Raw genomic sequence first — 17,850 nt, forward strand, 5'->3', positions numbered from 1 at the left:
CGCATATTTTTTTCTCTTCTGCGGACAGTTCCTTTGCTTCTTTTATTTCTGATTCTGCGCCTCAATCTGTTCTGCGAGGTCGGTGAGATAAACCCATCTCTCGGTTTTTTCTTCCAGAGCAGCTTCGGTCTTCTCTTTTTCCGCCATCAGTTCGGCGAGCTTTGCAGAGTTGGTGGCGTTTTTGAGCATCTGATCGTCAAGCGATGCAATCTTTTCCTCGAGTACGGCGATATCGTCATCGATGGTCTCGTACTCGCGCTGTTCTTTGAACGTAAATTTCAGGCGGGTCGGACGGTTCTGCTTCCAGTCATTGTTCTTTGACTTTGCAGGTTCGTCCGCGGACGTTTTGGACGGCGCTGCTTTTGCCGTTTCTTCCGCACTTCCGCCGAAACGGCGTTCTTTTGCTTCGAGGTAATCGGTGTAGCCGCCCTCGTACTGCAGAAGATTTCCGTTTCCGTCGAATTCGAAGATGCGGTCCACGACGTTATCCAGGAAATAGCGGTCGTGGGAAACGGTGATGACGATGCCGACGAACGTGTTCAGGAAATCCTCAAGCACGGTCAGGGTCGGGATATCAACGTTGTTGGACGGCTCGTCGAGGATCAGAACATTGGCGCCGCTCACTAAGACGGATAAGAGATACAGTCTCCGTTTTTCGCCTCCGGAGAGTTTGGAAATCGGGGTGTACTGCATATCCGGTGTGAACAGGAAGCGTTCAAGCATCTGCGATGCGCTGATGCGGCCGTCACGGGTCTGGACATACTCAGCGATATCTTTCACGTAGTCGATCACGCGCTGATTCGTATCCATGTCCGGCTCTTCCTGTGCCAGATAGCCGATGCGGATCGTGTCGCCGATTTCGATGGTTCCCGCATCCGGCAGGACTTCTCCGGTGATCATCCGCAGCATTGTGGATTTTCCGCAGCCGTTCGAGCCAATGATGCCGACACTCTGGTTCCGCAGGAAGATATATTCGAAATCTTTCATCAGCGTTTTATCGCCGAAGGCTTTGCTGACGTTATGGAATTCAATCGTTTTCTTTCCCATGCGGGTCTCGACAGCATCCATCTCCACGACAGCGTCTGCGGTCGGTGCCGTGCCATTTTTGAGTACTTCGAGACGTTCGAGTCTGGCGCGCTGTTTTGTGCTTCTTGCGCGGCAGCCGCGTTTCGCCCATTCGAGTTCCATGCGCAGGATGCTCTGGCGTTTCCGTTCAGAGGCGAGTTCCATCTCCTCGCGCTCAGCTTTCAGTTCCAGAAAACGGGAATAGTTGGAATCGTAGCTGTACATTTTTCCGTGGCTGATTTCGAGGATGCGGTTCGACACTTTATCCAGGAAATAACGGTCATGGGTGACCATAAAGACGGTTCCGCGGTAATTTTTCAGGTAATCCTCGAGCCAGGAGAGCATCGCATTGTCGAGATGGTTTGTCGGCTCGTCGAGGATCAGGACGTCAAAATCGGACGCAAGCACTTTTGCCAGGGCAACCTTGCGGCGCTGGCCGCCCGAGAGGGTGTCGAGTTTTGCGTCGTATTCGGTGATACCGAGCTGTACAAGGTTGCTCTGCACCTGCCAGTCCTCCTCATCACCGGAAAGGGCGTAGGACAGCACGGTGGCATCCTTTGGAAATTCCGGTGTCTGCGGAAGATAGGCCATTTTGAGGTTGTTCTGGCGGATAATCTGGCCAGAATCCGGGGTCTCCTCTCCTGCTGCCATGCGCAGCAGCGTGGATTTTCCGGTTCCGTTGATTCCGACGATGCCGACCTTGTCGCCCTCCTGCAGGCCGAAGGAAGCATCGTCAAAAATCAGTTTATCGCCGAACAGTTTGCTGATGTGTTCGATGTTGATGATATTCATTTGCACAGTTCTGCAACGGTCTGGTTGATGACTTTTCCGTCTGCTTTACCTTTCATATCTGCCATAACGGCCTTCATGATGGCACCTTTGTTCTTGGTTGCCAGAACGTCTGCGAATTTCTCCTGGATGTAGGCTTTGACTTCGTCTGCACTCATCTGTTTCGGTGCATACTCGCTGATGACGTCATAGCGGAACTGATACTCTGCTTTTAAGTCCTCACGGGATGCCGGGCAGGTATCGATCTGCTCTTTTACGGTCTTCAGCTCTTTTAAGATGACGCGGTCTACCAGCTCCGGTTTGATGTCATCGCGGCAGCCCTCGTCGATGGCTACTTTCTTTGCTGCGGAGATCAGGGAAGAGATGGCCTCTTTTCTCGCTTTGTCTTTGGCTTTCATTGCTGCTATCATATCACTTCTTAAAGTTTCTAATTCCATGGTGTTGTTCCTCCTGTACTAAATTTTGTCCGGTTTCAAGTATAACACTTCTCTTTTTGCTTTTCCAGTCACTTTGTAGGATAGCTCCCTTATTTTCCCCACGGCAGACGGTGTTTCTTTACCTGGATTGCCTGATGCGGGCACATTTCCTGACAGCAGAAACAGCGGATGCACTTTTTATAATCGTAGACCGGCGGATTTCTGCGGCCGTTATCAAAACGGACGGCTTTCCCTTCCACCGGGCAGCTCTCGACGCAGACGCCGCATTTTTTACATTTTTCTTCTATGATATAGGGGCGGCTCTGGAAGACCCCGAGGATCTCGAGCAGGTCGAGGGCTCCTTTTTTGCGGGCTTTGCGGCGGTCGACGTTGAAGTTTGGATTTCCGTACTTTCTTTTCAGTTCTTTCTCGGATATGGTGCCATCCGCTGTCACGATTTCGATGCGGTCGTCGTGCCACGTTCCAAGGCCGAGCGTTTCCCCGTAGAGATTTGTCGGCACATACGACGGATCGAGGTTCACCAGATGGCAGAACACGGTATCCAGTGCAATCGGATCGGTGGACATAAGAAGAACTCCCATCGAAACCGGGTCGCCGGAAGTCGGACCATTGCCTTCCATTGTTACGATGCCGTCGCAGATATAGAGGCGCGGGGCGACTTTCTGGTTCAGCTCGATCAGCATGTGCGCGAAGCTCTCAGCGTTCGGATACTGCGTGTGGCCGAGTTTTTTGTAGACGCCGCTGATGCAGCCGTACTGGTTCTTGACAGCTCCGGTGATGCGTTCCAGCGCGTGGGTTTTCATTTTGCTGACACTGATGAGGGCGTCGCAGTCGAGTGCATCTTTCGCAATCATCAGAAATTTACCATCGGCGGTTTCTACGCGCTCGCTCGTAAGGAAATCTTTCAGCGGAACGTTGTGTTTTTCCAGCACCTCTTTCAGCCCGGCTTCCTTTGCAATGCCCTCCGGGGTGCCAAGGCCGCAGGAATCGCCGCAGGAAATATTCTCATAGCCATTTTCCTGCAAAATCGTGATCAGGGCATCCATAACTTCCGGGTCGGTCACGACGGCGCGTTCGCGTTTTGCGGAGCGGACGAGGTTCGGTTTTAATAAGATATTCTCTTCTTTTCCGACCAGAGATTCCAGGCCGCCAATTGCTTCCAATCCCTTTTGCAGGCTTTCCTTTACGCGCGCCGGCTCATAGTCGGGACAGGCAACCACTGCCACTTTGCTTTTTTCCATATTCACCTCATGTTTTTCTATATTTCAAAAGAAGCTGCGATCCCCTTACCGGTTCTCACAGCTTCTTCGTATATTCACACAGAATATGTTTTTACTTATGCTACTTTGCTTTTTGCAAGCTCAGCCAGTGTTGCAAATCCTTCTGCATCGTTAACTGCCATGTCAGCCAGAACTTTACGGTTCAGCTCAACGCCTGCCAGTTTCAGACCATACATAAATTTACTATAGGACAGACCGTTCATTCTTGCTGCTGCGTTGATACGAGCGATCCACAGCTGACGGAACTGACGTTTTTTCTGTTTTCTTCCTGCGTAGGAGCTGGTCAGTGCGCGCATTACGGACTGTTTTGCTACTCTATACTGTTTGCTTCTGGCTCCTCTGTAACCTTTAGCCAGTTTTAATACTCTGTTATGTTTTTTCTTAGCGTTCATGCCGCCTTTAATTCTTGCCATTTCTTATTTTCCTCCTTGATCTGTTGGGCGTAACTCTACCTTGCAAAAATTACATGTAAGGTAAGATTTTCTTCATGTTCTTTACGTTTGTTGCATCAACAGTAGTCTGTTTTCTCAGGTTTCTTTTTCTCTTCTGAGATTTCTTGGTTAAGATATGGCTCTTGTAAGCTTTATTTCTTACTAATTTTCCTGTTCCTGTTGTTTTAAAACGCTTTGCAGCTGCTCTGCTTGTTTTTACCTTTGGCATTTTAATTTCCTCCTTGATATTGATTCAAATGTATTTTAACGTTTAGCCGTCAAAAACATGGTCATGCTTCTGCCTTCCACCTTCGGCGCTTTGTCAACCGTTGCAATATCGGACAGACTCTCTGCAAATTCATCGAGGATGTATTTGCTGCTGTTCATATGTGCCATCTCACGGCCGCGGAAACGAAGTGTTACTTTTACTTTGTCTCCCTTTGTAATGAACTTGCGGGCTGCACCTACTTTGGTATTAAGATCATTGGTGTCAATGTTTGGAGAAAGGCGAACTTCCTTGATTTCAATTGTTTTCTGTTTTTTCTTTGCTTCTTTTTCCTTGCGGGCCAGTTCATATCTGTACTTTCCGTAGTCGATAATTTTGCAAACCGGCGGTTTCGCTGTCGGAGCAATTTTCACAAGATCCAGACCTGCTTCCTGTGCTTTCAGGTACGCATCTCTGGCAGACATAATTCCAAGCTGTTCTCCGTTCTGACCGATCAGACGAATTTCTCTGTCTCTGATCTGCTCATTAATCATTAATTCGCTAATTGTAGTGCACCTCCATCATTATAAAAGACTGTGTTCCCGCTTTTGCGGTGTAACGAAATCAAACTCGGCTCACCGGACCGGATTTGACTGATAACGCAAGAAAAGTGGATAGACAGACTATCCACTTAACATTGTACATAAATCTCTACACAAAGAGAACTTAAGATCAATATTGGACCGTAGTCGCGTGTTTGCGCTAGGGTGAGAGTGGATACTCTACTTTCTTTTTCTCAGACTATTGCAGTATAGCACTCTCCCATCCTGTTGTCAATACTGATTTTCGCATTTTTTCGTATTTATCTCCCGCAGCTACAGCGGAAGGAGCTGCACTCGGTTTCCTGGCAGCTGCATGCGCTGTCTCCGGCGATATGGATGTCTCCGGCTTCGCATTTACAGTTGTCGTTAAAGGTACAGTTCTGCGCCTTGCAGTCGACACCGATTTTCGTACAGCCGCAGCCGGTGGAGTTGGACATCGTGCCCTCACCGCGCTCCTTGAAGCTCTCGCAGCACGTTTCCATGGGGCTTTTGGCTTCGCTTCCGCCTACGCGGATATCTCCTTTGGAACAGAGCTCGTTCTGGTTGTAAACACAGGTCATAGCGGAACAACTTAATGCTGGCATAATAAATTACCTCCTGAAATTTAGTTTTCTGCGGTTTCGCCCGCATAGAAACCATTATTTCCAAGAGGTAATTTTTTATGCTTTATTTATTTGATAATACCAGTGTCCAAAGTTTGGAAATCCTCGTGCAAGCAAAGCTTGCACGAGGATTTTTAAATTTTGGACACGCCAAAACATGAGTAAGTAGCCATTTTTCGAAGAAAAATGAGCGGAGTACGAATGTTTTGAAGATTGCGGGAGTACGAAGTACGGAGCAATCTGGTATCATAGGTGTCAATTTTTTTGACACCTACCTTATTTATTTTCTTTTGTTTCAACAGTAACCGGGCGGTTAACGCGGCTTGCGATTTCTTCTTTGATATCTGCGATAAACTGCTCCAGGCTTCTCTGGCCTTCATCACCTGCAAAACGGCTTCTGACAGATACAAGACCTGCCTCTTCCTCTTTTGCTCCGGCGATCAGCATGTATGGAATCTTCTGTCCCTGTGCCTCACGGATCTTATATCCGATCTTCTCGGAACGGGTATCCATCTCTGCGCGGATGCCTGCCTCGTGAAGGGCGTCCAGAACCTTCTTGCCGTAATCTGCGTATTTGTCGGAGATTGGCAGAACCTTTACCTGTACCGGTGCAAGCCAGGTTGGGAATGCGCCTGCAAAGTGCTCGATCAGGATACCGATGAAACGCTCAACAGAACCGTAAACAACACGGTGGATCATAATCGGACGATGTTTCTCGCCGTCTGCTCCTGTGTATTCCAGTTCGAATCTCTGCGGCAGCTGGAAGTCAAGCTGGATCGTACCGCACTGCCACGTTCTTCCGATGGAGTCTTCCAGATGGAAGTCGATCTTCGGGCCATAGAATGCGCCGTCGCCTTCGTTGACTACATAGTCAAGGCCAAGGTCATCGAGTGCGCCGCGGAGGCCTTCGGTTGCAACCTCCCAGTCCTCATCGCTTCCCATGCTGTCTTCCGGACGGGTGGACAGCTCTACGTGATATTTGAATCCGAACAATTTGTAAACCTGGTCAATCAGGTTTGCAACGCCTTTGATTTCATCTTTGATCTGCTCCGGTGTCATGAAAATATGGGCATCGTCCTGGTTGAAACAGCGTACACGCATCAGGCCGTGCAGCTGGCCGGATTTCTCATGACGATGTACCAGACCAACCTCTGCCAGACGCAGCGGCAGATCACGGTAGGAACGAGGCTCGGACTTGTAAACGAGAACGCCGCCTGGGCAGTTCATAGGTTTGATTGCATAATCTTCCTCGTCGATGACGGTGGTATACATGTTTTCTTTGTAGTGATCCCAATGACCGGAGGTCTCCCACAGGCGACGGTTCAGGATGATCGGAGTGGAGATTTCTACGTATCCTGCTTTTCTGTGGATTTCACGCCAGTAATCCATCAGCGCATTTTTCAGATCCATTCCTTTTGGAAGGAAGAACGGGAATCCCGGGCCGTCCTCACTCATCATAAACAGGCCGAGCTCTTTTCCGAGTTTTCTGTGGTCACGCTTCTTTGCTTCCTCGATCATGTGGAGGTACTCTTCAAGCTCTGCTTTCTTTGTGAATGCAGTTCCGTAGATTCTCTGCAGCATCTTGTTTTTCTCGCTGCCTCTCCAGTATGCGCCTGCAAGGCTGGTCAGTTTGAAGGCTTTGACCGGCTTTGTGCTCATCAGATGAGGGCCTGCGCACAGGTCCGTGAATTCGCCCTGGCGATAGAAGCTGATGACTGCGTCTTCCGGCAGATCTTCGATCAGTTCTACTTTATATGGCTCTTCTTTTTCTTTCATGAAGGCGATGGCTTCTGCTCTCGGCAGTTCGAAGCGCTCCAGTTTCAGATCCTCTTTTACAATTTTCTTCATTTCTGCTTCGATTTTTTCAAGGTCTTCGCTGGTGAGTGGAGTATCTCTGTCTACATCGTAGTAGAATCCGTCTGCGATGGACGGTCCGATTGCAAGCTTGGTCTCCGGGTACAGTCTCTTGATTGCCTGTGCCATGATATGGGATGTGGTGTGACGGAATGCTGCTTTTCCGCCTTCATCGTTGAAGGTCAGAATGGAAAGATTGCAGTCCTTGTCGATGACGGTACGAAGATCTTCTACTTCACCGTTTACTTCACCTGCACAGGCCATTCTTGCAAGGCCTTCGCTGATGTCTGCTGCGATCTCAATGATGGATTTCGGTTCGGAGTACTCTTTGGTACTTCCATCTTTCAGTGTGATGATCATTTGCTTTACCTCTTTCTTTGTATATTTTTCGCAAGCGTGTTTCAGAATTTTTATACTTTTTACAGCAACAAAAAAGTCCCTTCTGACACGCTTATGCTGTCAAAAGGGACGATGTATTTTCATTCACCGCGGTTCCACCCATTTTGTTTTTTCAAACCACTTCATTTGACGATAACGGAATCACCGGGCCGGATTGGGGCCGCTCAGAGCTGGTCTTCGATCACGTTCCTGTTAAAACCCTTGCACCACAAAACGGGGTTTCTCTCTGTCACATTCACTATGATTTACTCGTCTCTTCTACGCTTTGTTTTTTGTGTTCGGTGCTTTTTGGCTCCCGATAGTTTTAGATTATATCACCCAATGCGTGGTTGTCAAGACCTGCATGGGCGAAAAATTTATTTTTCCGGCGATTTTTGTCCTGCTGTCTGCAGAGCAATTTTTTCTTTTGCTTTTTCCGGCATTTCCAGCAGGGCAAACTCGTAAAAGATGCCGTAAATATACGTGATTCCACGGATATCGCCCAGCGCTTTCGGGCGCTCGACAACCGGTCTTTCGCTCTCCTGCTGTAATTCCAGCACTTTCTGATATGCACTCCGGACGGAGCTCCAGACAAGACTTTTGCTTTTTTCTCTGCGGTTGATCCAGAGCTCTTTTGTATAGGTGCCGCTTCTGCCGTATTTCATATGGTAGGAATACGGCAGACCGGAATACGTATGGAACTCAAAATCCTGATACGCAGTAACACAGTCCCATAGGGCTTCTTCTGTCCGCTCCTTGCGGAGCCGCTGCAGGGCCTGTTCTCTTTTTCGCTGTAAGCTTTCCTGTGTTTCTTTCGTTTCTTCCATCTTGTTTGTCTTCTCCATCCTGTTTTTAATCCACCAGAAATTTATCCAGCTCCGCCGTCACGACCGGATTACGTTTTACCTGCGGATGGTCGATTCTTCCGGGACAATCGCCGTGATGTTTTCTCCCTCCGTCAGGATCGTAAGACCGGTCTGGACCTGCATCTCTTTCGTTCCGTTTAAAATTTTTCCGTTTTTGTAGGCATATTTCATACTCGATTCCCTCTTTCTGCCGAACGTATTATGGTTTATTTTATCACTCCTAAGAGAGATTCGCGATAGAAAATCTCAGATTTTTGAAATATTTTCCTCATCTGAGAGGCCAGGATATGCACAGATGGTTTCTGCATCCTTTTATTCCTCCTGCAATGCCGCCAGATATCCCAGAATTCGTTCCTTTTTTCTGTCGGGCAAATTACGAAAGCCTTCCAGAATCATTTTCTCCTCTGTGTTTGCCGCGCACATTTCGAGATCCACTGCTTTCCGTTCGATCTCATTTTCTCCTAAAAGCTCATACGGCGTAACCTTCAGCACTTCGCAGATTTTCAGTATCTTATCCGCCGACGGATTCGTCCCCTTTCTTTTCCAGTCGCTGATGGTGCTCTGTGAAATTCCGGTTTCTTCAGAGAATTCTTTCTGGGTCACCCCGTTTCGAAGAATTAATTCAAAAATTTTTTCACTGATCATTTTGTATTTCACCTTTTCACTCAGATTTTGTTTTACTATATCACAAAATTCCCTGTCCGTCACTTCCTCCAATGCTGAAAAAACGCCTCTTCCTGCCCTGTGCGGATTCCGTATTTTCTTCTTGCGATCTAACAAAAAAAGAAATGGTAATGCCTGGGAAAAGATGCGCCATGCAAAAAAACAGCCTGAGTTCCCGTTTTTACACCGAAACTCAGACTGTTTTTATGCGTTCTGTTCCGCTTCCACTTCCCGGTTGATCTCATCCTCGCTGTCGGCCATTGCCTGCAGGGTCATAGTCAGTAATTTTTCCAGCGGCCAGCCAAGCTGATCGGCGCCCCTCTCAATGACCTCTCTCGAACATCCTGCTGCAAAGCCTTTGCTCTTATATTTCTTCTTTAAGGATTTCAGTTCCATGTCTTTTGTGCTCTTCGAAGGCCGCATCAGCGCAGCTGCCCAGATCAGTCCCGTCAGCTCATCTGCTGCAAACAGAACTTTTTCCATCTCATGCACCGGCTCCACATCCAGTGTGATGCCGCACTCAATGGTAATGCCGCAGCCATGGGAAACGACACCATGAATGATATCTTCCGACACGCCGCCTTCCCGCAGAAGCTCTGGTGCTTTCAGGCAGTGCTCTGCCGGATACAGCTCAAAATCAATGTCATGCAGCAGTCCGACAATACCCCAGTGCTCCTCTTCTGCCCCATAGCCAAGCTCTCTTGCATACCATTTCATCACGGCCTCTACGGTAAGCGCATGCTGAATATGGAAGGGATCTTTGTTGTATTTTTTTAATAAAGCAAATGCCTCATCTCTTGTAATTTCACTCATGCTTGATTTTCTCCTTCCCTTTTCTCTTTCCAGAATCATCTTGATTGGATTTGAATTATAATTTCGTCCATTATAATCCTATATTCATAGCAATTCAATAGGTTTATCAAGACTTTTTTTGTACATCATATAAAAAGGCGCCGTTCCCTCACCTTTCAGAGAGAGGGCACAGCGCTTTTCTTATTTTTCAAATTCTACACTTTACAGCAGTTCCGGTTTCAGCCGCACATCGAAGCTGATTTCGGTTTCTTTCAGCTGATATTTTTCCAGCAGCATCGGTCCGCAGCTTGCCGATCCGATCCCGGCCTGGCGGTAGTCGATGCAGAAAACAGTGCTTCCGCACGGCCGAAGCTCATAGTTGTGGGCTTTCGCGGTCAGCTCCTCCTGCGTGTAAATAGATGCCTGGAATGAGAAGGTTTTCTCGCCCACTGCCGTCAATACCGCACGATCACTGGCAAGACTTGCATAATCGCAGTCGTAGTGGCTGCCGTTCTCCTGCGGGCGGATATAGTCTTCCTGCTGTTCTGCCGGTGTGCTGTGGAAAACGCCGTGATAGCTTGCCTGGTGCTTATCCACGTAGCTCTCCACCGGGCCGAGGCCGCAGTAGGTCAGTTCTGCAAACGATTCCGGCAGGAACAGGCGCAGGCCAAAACGCGGCAGAACCGGGAATACCGGGTCTTTCTTTGCTTCTACATGGACATCGGTCGTTCCGTCGCTGTAAATTGTCCATTTGATCACACCTGCAAGGATCCGCTGCAGAGCCGGAGACGAAATCGAATAGCTTGTCTCGATCTCCACGCAGCCGTTTTCTTCTTTTGCCGTTGTCTCATACGCCCGCGTCACGGTGCGGTCATACTGCGCACGCATCCAGGTATTCTTGATATTGCGGTCATTGTCTGTCGGCGCACGCCAGATGTTCAGCTCCATCGGGCGGTCGAGCAGATTCTGGTTGGCATAGCACATTTCCTCGAACAGGCCGGTGAACTTATTATAGGTATAGCTGAACTGTTCCGTCGATACCGTCAGATAATGATCGTCCTCTTTCCATCCAAACGAAGCCGTTCCCTCCGGGCGCTTCATCATCTCTTTTGCCTTCCGGTTCTGATTATCTTTCGTTTTCACCGGAACTTCTTCAAATCCCAGTTCGAACTGCTCCGGCAGCACCTCAGTGGCCTGTTTCTGATACCAGGTAACCTTCAGCGCACATTTTCCCTGCTCCGGCACGGAAATGGCAAGCGGAATCGTCTTCTCACAGCCTGCCGCAAGCTCCAGCAGTGCTTCATCTGTAATCTTGCCGCTCTCCGTCACTTCGCCGTCCACAAGCACCTCATAGCCGAGCACAGCGTAATCTTTCAGATTCACAAAATTCATATAGTTTTTGATGGTCAGTGTACCCTTTTCGGCATCATATCCCGTCACGCGCACCGGACGATACACGTTTTTAAATTCCATCAGCCCCGTATGCGGTGTGCGGTCCGGATAAACAAGTCCGTCCATGCAGAAGTTGCCGTCGTGCGGATACTCGTTGTGGTCGCCGCCGTACGCGTACATCTTCTTTCCCTCGATCGTTTTTCCCATATCAATCGCGTGGTCGCACCACTCCCAGATAAAGCCGCCGCACATCTTCTCCTCGCTGTGGATCAGTTCAAAGTAATCTTCAAGATCTCCCGGGCCGTTGCCCATCGCATGGCAGTATTCGCACATGATATACGGCTTATCCCCGTACTCCACCAGCTCTTTTTTGATCTCCTCGAGTGATGGATACATGCGGCTGTAGAGGTCGAGGTTGCTGTAATCGTATTTCTTCGGATCATCCACATACCGTGCCGACTCATAGTGCGTCAGACGCGTCGGATCAAATTCCTTCGTCCACTTTAAGGCCGCCTCGAAGGTACAGCCGTATGCGCACTCATTTCCCATCGACCAGATGACAACGCTCGGGCGGTTTTTATCGCGCTCTACGCAACGCTGTGTGCGGTCTACGGTTGCCTCGGTAAATACCGGATTGTTCGCAATTAGTTTATTCCAGTTCTTCGCATACTCTTCCCAGCTCGTGTAATTCGCATAAATTTCCTCTGTGCCGTGGCTCTCATTGTCCGCCTCATCGATGACATAAAAACCGAGACGGTCATAAAGCTGATAACAGTACGGCGCATTCGGGTAATGGCTGGTCCGGATCGCATTGATGTTGTGCTCTTTCATTACCTTCAGATCTTTTTTGATCTGTGCAAGGCTGATTGCAAATCCCGTCACCGGATCGCTGTCGTGGCGGTTTGTTCCGTGGAATTTGATCTTCACGCCGTTCAGGTACAGCACACCGTCCTTCGCGTGGATCTCACGGATGCCGACATGATCAGTGATCACCTCACCCGCCGTCTCCAGCACCAGCGTATACAGATACGGCTCCTCGGCATTCCACAGATGTGCATCTTTTACATGCATCTGAACCGTATCGCCGCCAAACGCTGCCTCTGCCACAAGATGATTTTCTGTATCAAACAGCTTTGCCGTTCCTTCCTGCGGTTCCCCGTCATTCCAGGTAATCGCAATCGAAACTTCTCCATTCTGGTACGATGCGTCCGGCGCTGCCTTTACAAAGTAATCGCGGATGCCTTTTTCTGGTCTTGCAAGCAGATAGACATCGCGGAAAATGCCGCTCATGCGGAATTTGTCCTGATCCTCGAGATAGCTTCCATCGCACCATTTCAGCACCAGTACGGCGATGGTGTTGGTGCCATCTTTTAAGAAGTCTGTTACATCAAATTCACTCGTAGAATGAGACACCTGGCTGTAGCCGACGAAGCTGCCGTTCATCCACACGTAGAAACAGGAATCCACGCCCTCAAAATTCAGGAATGCCCTCGGTGCTTCCTCCTGTTTTTTCCACTCGAACGTTCTCACGTACGCACCGCACGGGTTCTCATACGGCACATACGGCGGATCCACCGGGAACGGGTAGCGGACGTTCGTATACTGATGGTGGTCATGGCCATAATTCTGCCAGACGGACGGCACCGGAATCGTCTCGAATACAGAAGTGTCGTATCCTTCTGCGAAAAACTCCTCTTTTACATCGTAAACACTGGTAAAATAGCGGAATTTCCAGTCGCCGGAAAGCAGAAAAAAGCGGTCCGACGCCTCCCGGTTCTCCACCAGATCCTCCATGCGGCGGGATGCCGGAATGTAGTAGGCACGGTTCGGCATGGTATTCACATGCAGGTGATCGAAATCTTCGAAATATTTTGGAACAATCATCTCTTTTTAAGTCCTCCTTATTCTGTCTTTTGTTTCCAATATCGGCACCGAAACACACGCGGTCCCGGTGCCGATCAGGTTTTCTGTTATTCTTTTACTTTTTCCATGCAGGAAGAACGCCTTCGTAATTCATGCCATAACCGTAGTCATAGTTATGTCCTTCGCTGTCAATATAGGTTTCCATATCCAACGCACGGTCCTCGCTCTGCTCCTCAACCGCATCCATATCCTTCGGCATCTGGATCGGCAGACGGCCGGTCGGGTTGTAACCGCCGAAGACAACGTCGAGCACAGCGGCTCTCGAAACACCGAACTCTGCGACGATCGCATCGGCTTCGGCTTCAAATTCATGCATCACCATCGGGTTGTTGACGGTTGCGCAGACGATCACCGGCTTGTCGCCCATCGCGCGGCGGCATTCGAGAATATTGTCGAGATCAGCCTCGTTGTAGGCAGTGTTTGTCTTTCCAAGATAGCTGCGGTTCGTGAAATTCTCGCGGAAATCACCGCCGGCAATGCTCACCTCACGCGCTTTTTTCGCCGTATACGGGCGGTACTGCAGTGTAATCGGCAGATAGCCGTTGCCGCCGTTCGCAAGATCTTCGGTGGAATACGGGTTGCATGCCGGGCTTTCGATAAATACCAGCGCCACATCGGCCTCCTCCGGTGATGCCACGCGTGTACCGTACTTGGACGGCAGTCCATCCGGCAGCGGATCTTCGGTTTTTGCCGGCAGATCGATGCGGAAGAACGCTTTGGACGGTCCGATCTTTCTCTCCGGAATATAAACCTTCAAACCTTTCTTCAGCGGCAGCACACCCTTCTGTCCTTCCGGTGCGCGTTTCGCACTGTTTTTCAGCAGGACAATGGATTTCTGCTGTGCCTCATAGCCATGGCGGCAGAACTCTTCGCATCCTACAATCTTTGCGGATTCTTCCGGATCAAGATACGGATCCTCAAACAAGCCGCAGTGGAAAATGTTGATCAGAAGACGTTTGGCGGACAGCTCCATGCGCTCACGCATCGCTTTCTCGCCGTATTTCTCACAGCCGATCTTATACGCCTCGACAATCGGACCGGACTCGCTGTTTCCGCCGAACTGGTCAACGCCGTTTGTGATCGCCAGCAGACACCGTTCTGCCTCGGTCATATCCTGCACGCCGTAGCAGCGGCTTCCAAATCCCTCAATCGTCTTCTCCGGATCCTGGGTGATGCCCCAGTCGGTGCAGACAATGCCTTTAAATTCATATTTTCCGCGCAGCAGATCCTTGATCAGGTACTCGCTGTAGGAGTTTCCGACGTTCTTGCCGTTTTTCTTGTCCACGCCGTAGGATACGGTGTAGTACGGCATAACCGCGGATGCGCAGTCGGTCGGTCCGTCCAGGTGGAAGGCTGCCTCGGTAAACGGTTTTAAATGCTCCTCAAAATTTCCGGTCGGATAAACGGCAAACTGTCCGAATGCATAGTGTGCATCGCGTCCGGCCTCTCCGGTGCCGCCGCCCGGCCAGTGTTTGACCATCGTGTTGACGCTGTCTTTTCCCCAGCCGTCTGCTTCCCCTTCCGTTGTCTGCATACCGTCACAGTACGCTTTGGTAAGCTTTTTGGACATCTCCACTTCTTCGCCTAACGTATCGACAAAGCGCATCCATCTCGGCTCGGTGCAGAGGTCGATCTGCGGTCCGAGTGCCGTTGTGATGCCGAGTGCCCGGTATTCACGGGAGGCATCCTTTGCAAACTGTCCGGCTACTTCCGGGTCAAAGCATGCTGCAAAGCCGACACCCTCCGGCCATTTGCTGATCTCGCTTCCACCGCTCTTGAACTCTGCGCCGGAATCCTTTGCTCCGTTCCGCGGATCAGAGGAGAGGTTGATCGGAATACCATACGGCAGTGTCTCTGCCCGTTTCTGCAGCTCATTGCTCCATTTTGCGGAAATCTCCGGGCTTTCCACGTTCGTCAGCAGGATATGGCGGATATGCTCGTCCTCCAGAAATTCTTTCTGCTGATCAGAAATCGCATACGGTTCTTTGCCGGATTCCAGATACGTTTTTCCGTCAAACGTTCCCTGGAACGGACCGCCCGGCATCGGCGGTACGGCCTGATGCGGTGAGTACAGCATAAGGCCAGCGATCTCCTCGATGGAAAGACGGCCCGCAAGGTCTGCGGCTCTCTCCTCATCGGAGAGGCGCCAGTTCTCATACGGCAGCAGTTCGCCGGTTTTTGCCAGGTCTTTAAAGTAATACCCGTCTTTTTCCAGTACCTTAACTCCGGACTCTTCTGCCCAGGCGATCGTTTTTCCGCCCTCCTGGCGGATCCGGTGGATTCCGTTTTTCGTTGTTTTCTCCATAAGTTTCACCCTTCTTTTCCCAATTTATTTTAATGTAAATACCGCACTGTTTTCCGTCGTGCTGCTGTTGCCGATCATCACCGTAAAGGTACCCGGCTCGCTGCCGAAGGTTCCGTCGAGCCGGTAGTAGCGCAGATCCTCTTCGGTAATATAGAACGTAACCTCCTGCTCCTCACCCGGGGCAAGCTCTACTTTCCGGAAACCTTTCAGCTCTTTCACCGGACGAACCACATCGGAATAATCATCGCGGATGTACAGCTGAACAACCTCGCAGCCTGCAGCATCACCGGTATTCTTCACGGTTACTTTTGCTGCAATTCTGCCATTCTTATCCATCTCGTTCTGGTCAAGCACGACATCCGAAACGGCAAATGTCGTGTAGGAAAGACCATAGCCGAACGGATACAGCGGTGCATTCGGAATGTCAAGATATTTGGAGCGGAACCGCTCTTTCATGCCCGGCAGATTCGGTCTTCCGGTGGAATACTCGTTGTAGCTGACCGGTGCCTGGCCCACGCAGTATGGGAAGCTCATCGGCAGCTTGCCGGACGGATTTTTCTTTCCGGTCAGGACATCCACAACAGCGCTTCCGCCCTCGGTTCCCGGGAACCATACCTCGAGAATGGCTTTTGCTTTAGCGCTGATTTCCCGCAGATCCAGCGGGCGGCCGTTGAACAGAACGACAACCACATTCGGGTTAACAGCCAGCACTTTGTGGAACAGCTCCATCTGGATTTCCGGCACATCGATCATGGCACGGCTGGTCGCCTCGCCGCTCTGCAGATAATGCTCACCCATCGGCATTACCACAAGATCGGCCTCTTTTGCTGCCTGTAGTGCGCTCTGCTCCATGGCAGCAAGCTCTTCCTCACTGTATTTTTTCGGTGTCGTCTCGGTAAATCCGATCAGCTCCACATCGTTTCCGATAACCGGGCATCCTTCTGCATACGTGGTGCGTGATGCGTCGAAGACTTTCTCGGCTGCTTCCTGAATCGTCACGCAGTCCTTGCTGTCGCCGGTGAAGGACCAGCTGCTCTTGATTTCATGATTGTTGGTATACGGGCCGACAAATGCGATCTTTTTCGCAGTGTCGAGCGGCAGTACGCCGTCGTTTTTCAGCAGGACGAAGGATTCCTCCGCTGCTTTTTTCGCCAGTGCACGGTGCTCCGGGCAGAGGTTGTATGCTTTCTCTTTCTCGGCATCCGCATCTTTATATGGATTTTCAAACAGTCCCAGTTTGTTTTTCAGCTCCAGAATCCGCAGGCAGCACTCGTCAATCAGATGCTCGTCCACTTCACCTTCTTCTACGAGACGGCAGAGGTTTGCGGCGTAAACGGATGTCATCATATCAATATCCACGCCTGCCTCCAGCGCTTTTTTCGCTGCATCGGCGGCATCTTTCGAGCTTCTGTGGGCAACGGTTTCCAGAATGGCTGCAAAGTCAGAAATCAGCACGCCGTCAAATCCCATCTCGCCGCGCAGGATATCGCGCATCAGCCATTTGTTGGTGCTCGCCGGAACGCCGTTGATCGTGTTGAATGATGTCATCACCATCGCTGCGCCCGCATCGATGCCTGCTTTGTATGCCGGAAGATAGAATTCACGGAAGGTATGCTCTGAGAGCTCTACGGTGTTGTAATCTCTTCCTGCGACTGCTCCGCCGTAGCCTGCAAAGTGTTTGATGCAGGAGGCAACTTTTCCCGGTGTTTTTAAATCATCGCCCTGGAAGCCTTTTACGATCGCCTCGGAAAAGCGGCTGTTCAGGTACGGATCTTCGCCTGTGGATTCCACAACGCGGCCCCATCTCGCATCGCGCACAAGGTCAACCATCGGAGAAAAGGTAACGTGAAGTCCGGCCGCGGATGCTTCTTTTGCTGCTGCAGACGCGCACTCGCCGGAGAGCTCCGGATCAAAAGTGGCTCCCTGCGCCAGCGGCGCCGGGAAAATGGTCTTCATGCCGTGAATGACATCCATCATGAACAGCATCGGGATGTGATGCGGCTGTTTTGCCATGTAGTCATCCTGCAGTTTTTTCATCGTATCGGCACCGGCTGCACCGAGAATGGAACCGGCCATCTCCAGGTCCTCTTTTCCGATTCCCATGTCATTTGCCGGGCCGGTCAGGACGCTGTTTTCATCCCCGAGGTAAAATGCTCCGCTTAACTGAAGCATCTGATCTACTTTCTCTTTCAGCGACATATCCGCCAGCAGTTTTTCCAGATCTGTCTGTTTCATTGAAAAACCTCCCTGTTGTTATTTTCAGAAT

15 protein-coding genes are annotated in these 17,850 nt (G+C 50.2%); all 15 read right to left on the reverse strand.

All coding sequences use genetic code 11. The annotated features are described in order from the left end of the window. Nucleotides 1-42: 42 nt before the first annotated feature. Nucleotides 43-1,857: an ABC-F family ATP-binding cassette domain-containing protein gene (locus tag DWW13_RS04120; RefSeq protein WP_118719375.1), complete on the reverse strand. Its 1,815-nt coding sequence runs from the start codon at nt 1,855-1,857 to the stop codon at nt 43-45. Then, nucleotides 1,854-2,291: a GatB/YqeY domain-containing protein gene (locus DWW13_RS04125; RefSeq protein ID WP_055221697.1), complete on the reverse strand. Its 438-nt coding sequence runs from the start codon at nt 2,289-2,291 to the stop codon at nt 1,854-1,856. The genes DWW13_RS04120 and DWW13_RS04125 overlap by 4 nt, the downstream gene beginning before the upstream one ends. 89 nt (nt 2,292-2,380) lie before the next feature. Further along, nucleotides 2,381-3,532 (reverse strand): DUF362 domain-containing protein, encoded by a 1,152-nt coding sequence (locus DWW13_RS04130; RefSeq protein WP_118719377.1) that lies wholly within the window; start codon nt 3,530-3,532, stop codon nt 2,381-2,383. Nucleotides 3,533-3,627: 95 nt separating this feature from the next. After that, complete coding sequence (gene rplT, locus DWW13_RS04135; RefSeq protein ID WP_022461741.1) at nt 3,628-3,984, reverse strand: 50S ribosomal protein L20; 357 nt, start codon at nt 3,982-3,984, stop codon at nt 3,628-3,630. A gap of 49 nt (nt 3,985-4,033) precedes the next feature. Next, the gene (gene rpmI, locus DWW13_RS04140; protein WP_022461742.1) at nt 4,034-4,231 is read right to left on the reverse strand and encodes a 50S ribosomal protein L35; all 198 of its coding nucleotides are present in this window, start codon (nt 4,229-4,231) and stop codon (nt 4,034-4,036) included. A 35-nt stretch (nt 4,232-4,266) separates the two neighbouring features. Then, nucleotides 4,267-4,761, reverse strand: a complete 495-nt coding sequence (infC, locus tag DWW13_RS04145) for a translation initiation factor IF-3 (RefSeq protein WP_022461743.1) — start codon at nt 4,759-4,761, stop codon at nt 4,267-4,269. A 308-nt stretch (nt 4,762-5,069) separates the two neighbouring features. After that, entirely contained in the window at nt 5,070-5,393 is a 324-nt protein-coding gene (locus DWW13_RS04150) for a DUF1540 domain-containing protein (protein WP_118719379.1), read from the reverse strand. A gap of 294 nt (nt 5,394-5,687) precedes the next feature. After that, a complete protein-coding gene (gene thrS, locus DWW13_RS04155) occupies nt 5,688-7,625 on the reverse strand; it encodes a threonine--tRNA ligase (protein WP_118659297.1) in 1,938 nt (645 codons plus the stop codon). Nucleotides 7,626-8,020: 395 nt separating this feature from the next. Continuing rightward, nucleotides 8,021-8,470, reverse strand: a complete 450-nt coding sequence (locus DWW13_RS04160) for a hypothetical protein (protein ID WP_172680781.1) — start codon at nt 8,468-8,470, stop codon at nt 8,021-8,023. 75 nt (nt 8,471-8,545) lie between these two features. After that, complete coding sequence (locus DWW13_RS19720) at nt 8,546-8,680, reverse strand: hypothetical protein (RefSeq protein ID WP_256359690.1); 135 nt, start codon at nt 8,678-8,680, stop codon at nt 8,546-8,548. 141 nt (nt 8,681-8,821) lie between these two features. After that, the gene (locus DWW13_RS04165) at nt 8,822-9,154 is read right to left on the reverse strand and encodes a helix-turn-helix domain-containing protein (RefSeq protein ID WP_070103703.1); all 333 of its coding nucleotides are present in this window, start codon (nt 9,152-9,154) and stop codon (nt 8,822-8,824) included. Nucleotides 9,155-9,376: 222 nt separating this feature from the next. Further along, a complete protein-coding gene (locus DWW13_RS04170; protein WP_118719381.1) occupies nt 9,377-9,985 on the reverse strand; it encodes a hydrolase in 609 nt (202 codons plus the stop codon). Nucleotides 9,986-10,186: 201 nt separating this feature from the next. Further along, nucleotides 10,187-13,240, reverse strand: coding sequence for a glycoside hydrolase family 2 TIM barrel-domain containing protein (locus DWW13_RS04175; RefSeq protein ID WP_118719383.1), 3,054 nt, complete (start codon nt 13,238-13,240; stop codon nt 10,187-10,189). 94 nt (nt 13,241-13,334) lie between these two features. Further along, entirely contained in the window at nt 13,335-15,584 is a 2,250-nt protein-coding gene (locus tag DWW13_RS04180) for a glycoside hydrolase family 3 protein (RefSeq protein ID WP_118719385.1), read from the reverse strand. 24 nt (nt 15,585-15,608) lie between these two features. Beyond that, a complete protein-coding gene (gene bglX / locus DWW13_RS04185; RefSeq protein WP_118719387.1) occupies nt 15,609-17,819 on the reverse strand; it encodes a beta-glucosidase BglX in 2,211 nt (736 codons plus the stop codon). Nucleotides 17,820-17,850: the final 31 nt, after the last annotated feature.

Source organism: Blautia sp. AF14-40 (assembly GCF_003479665.1).
In the GTDB taxonomy this organism is placed as follows: domain Bacteria; phylum Bacillota; class Clostridia; order Lachnospirales; family Lachnospiraceae; genus Fusicatenibacter; species Fusicatenibacter saccharivorans.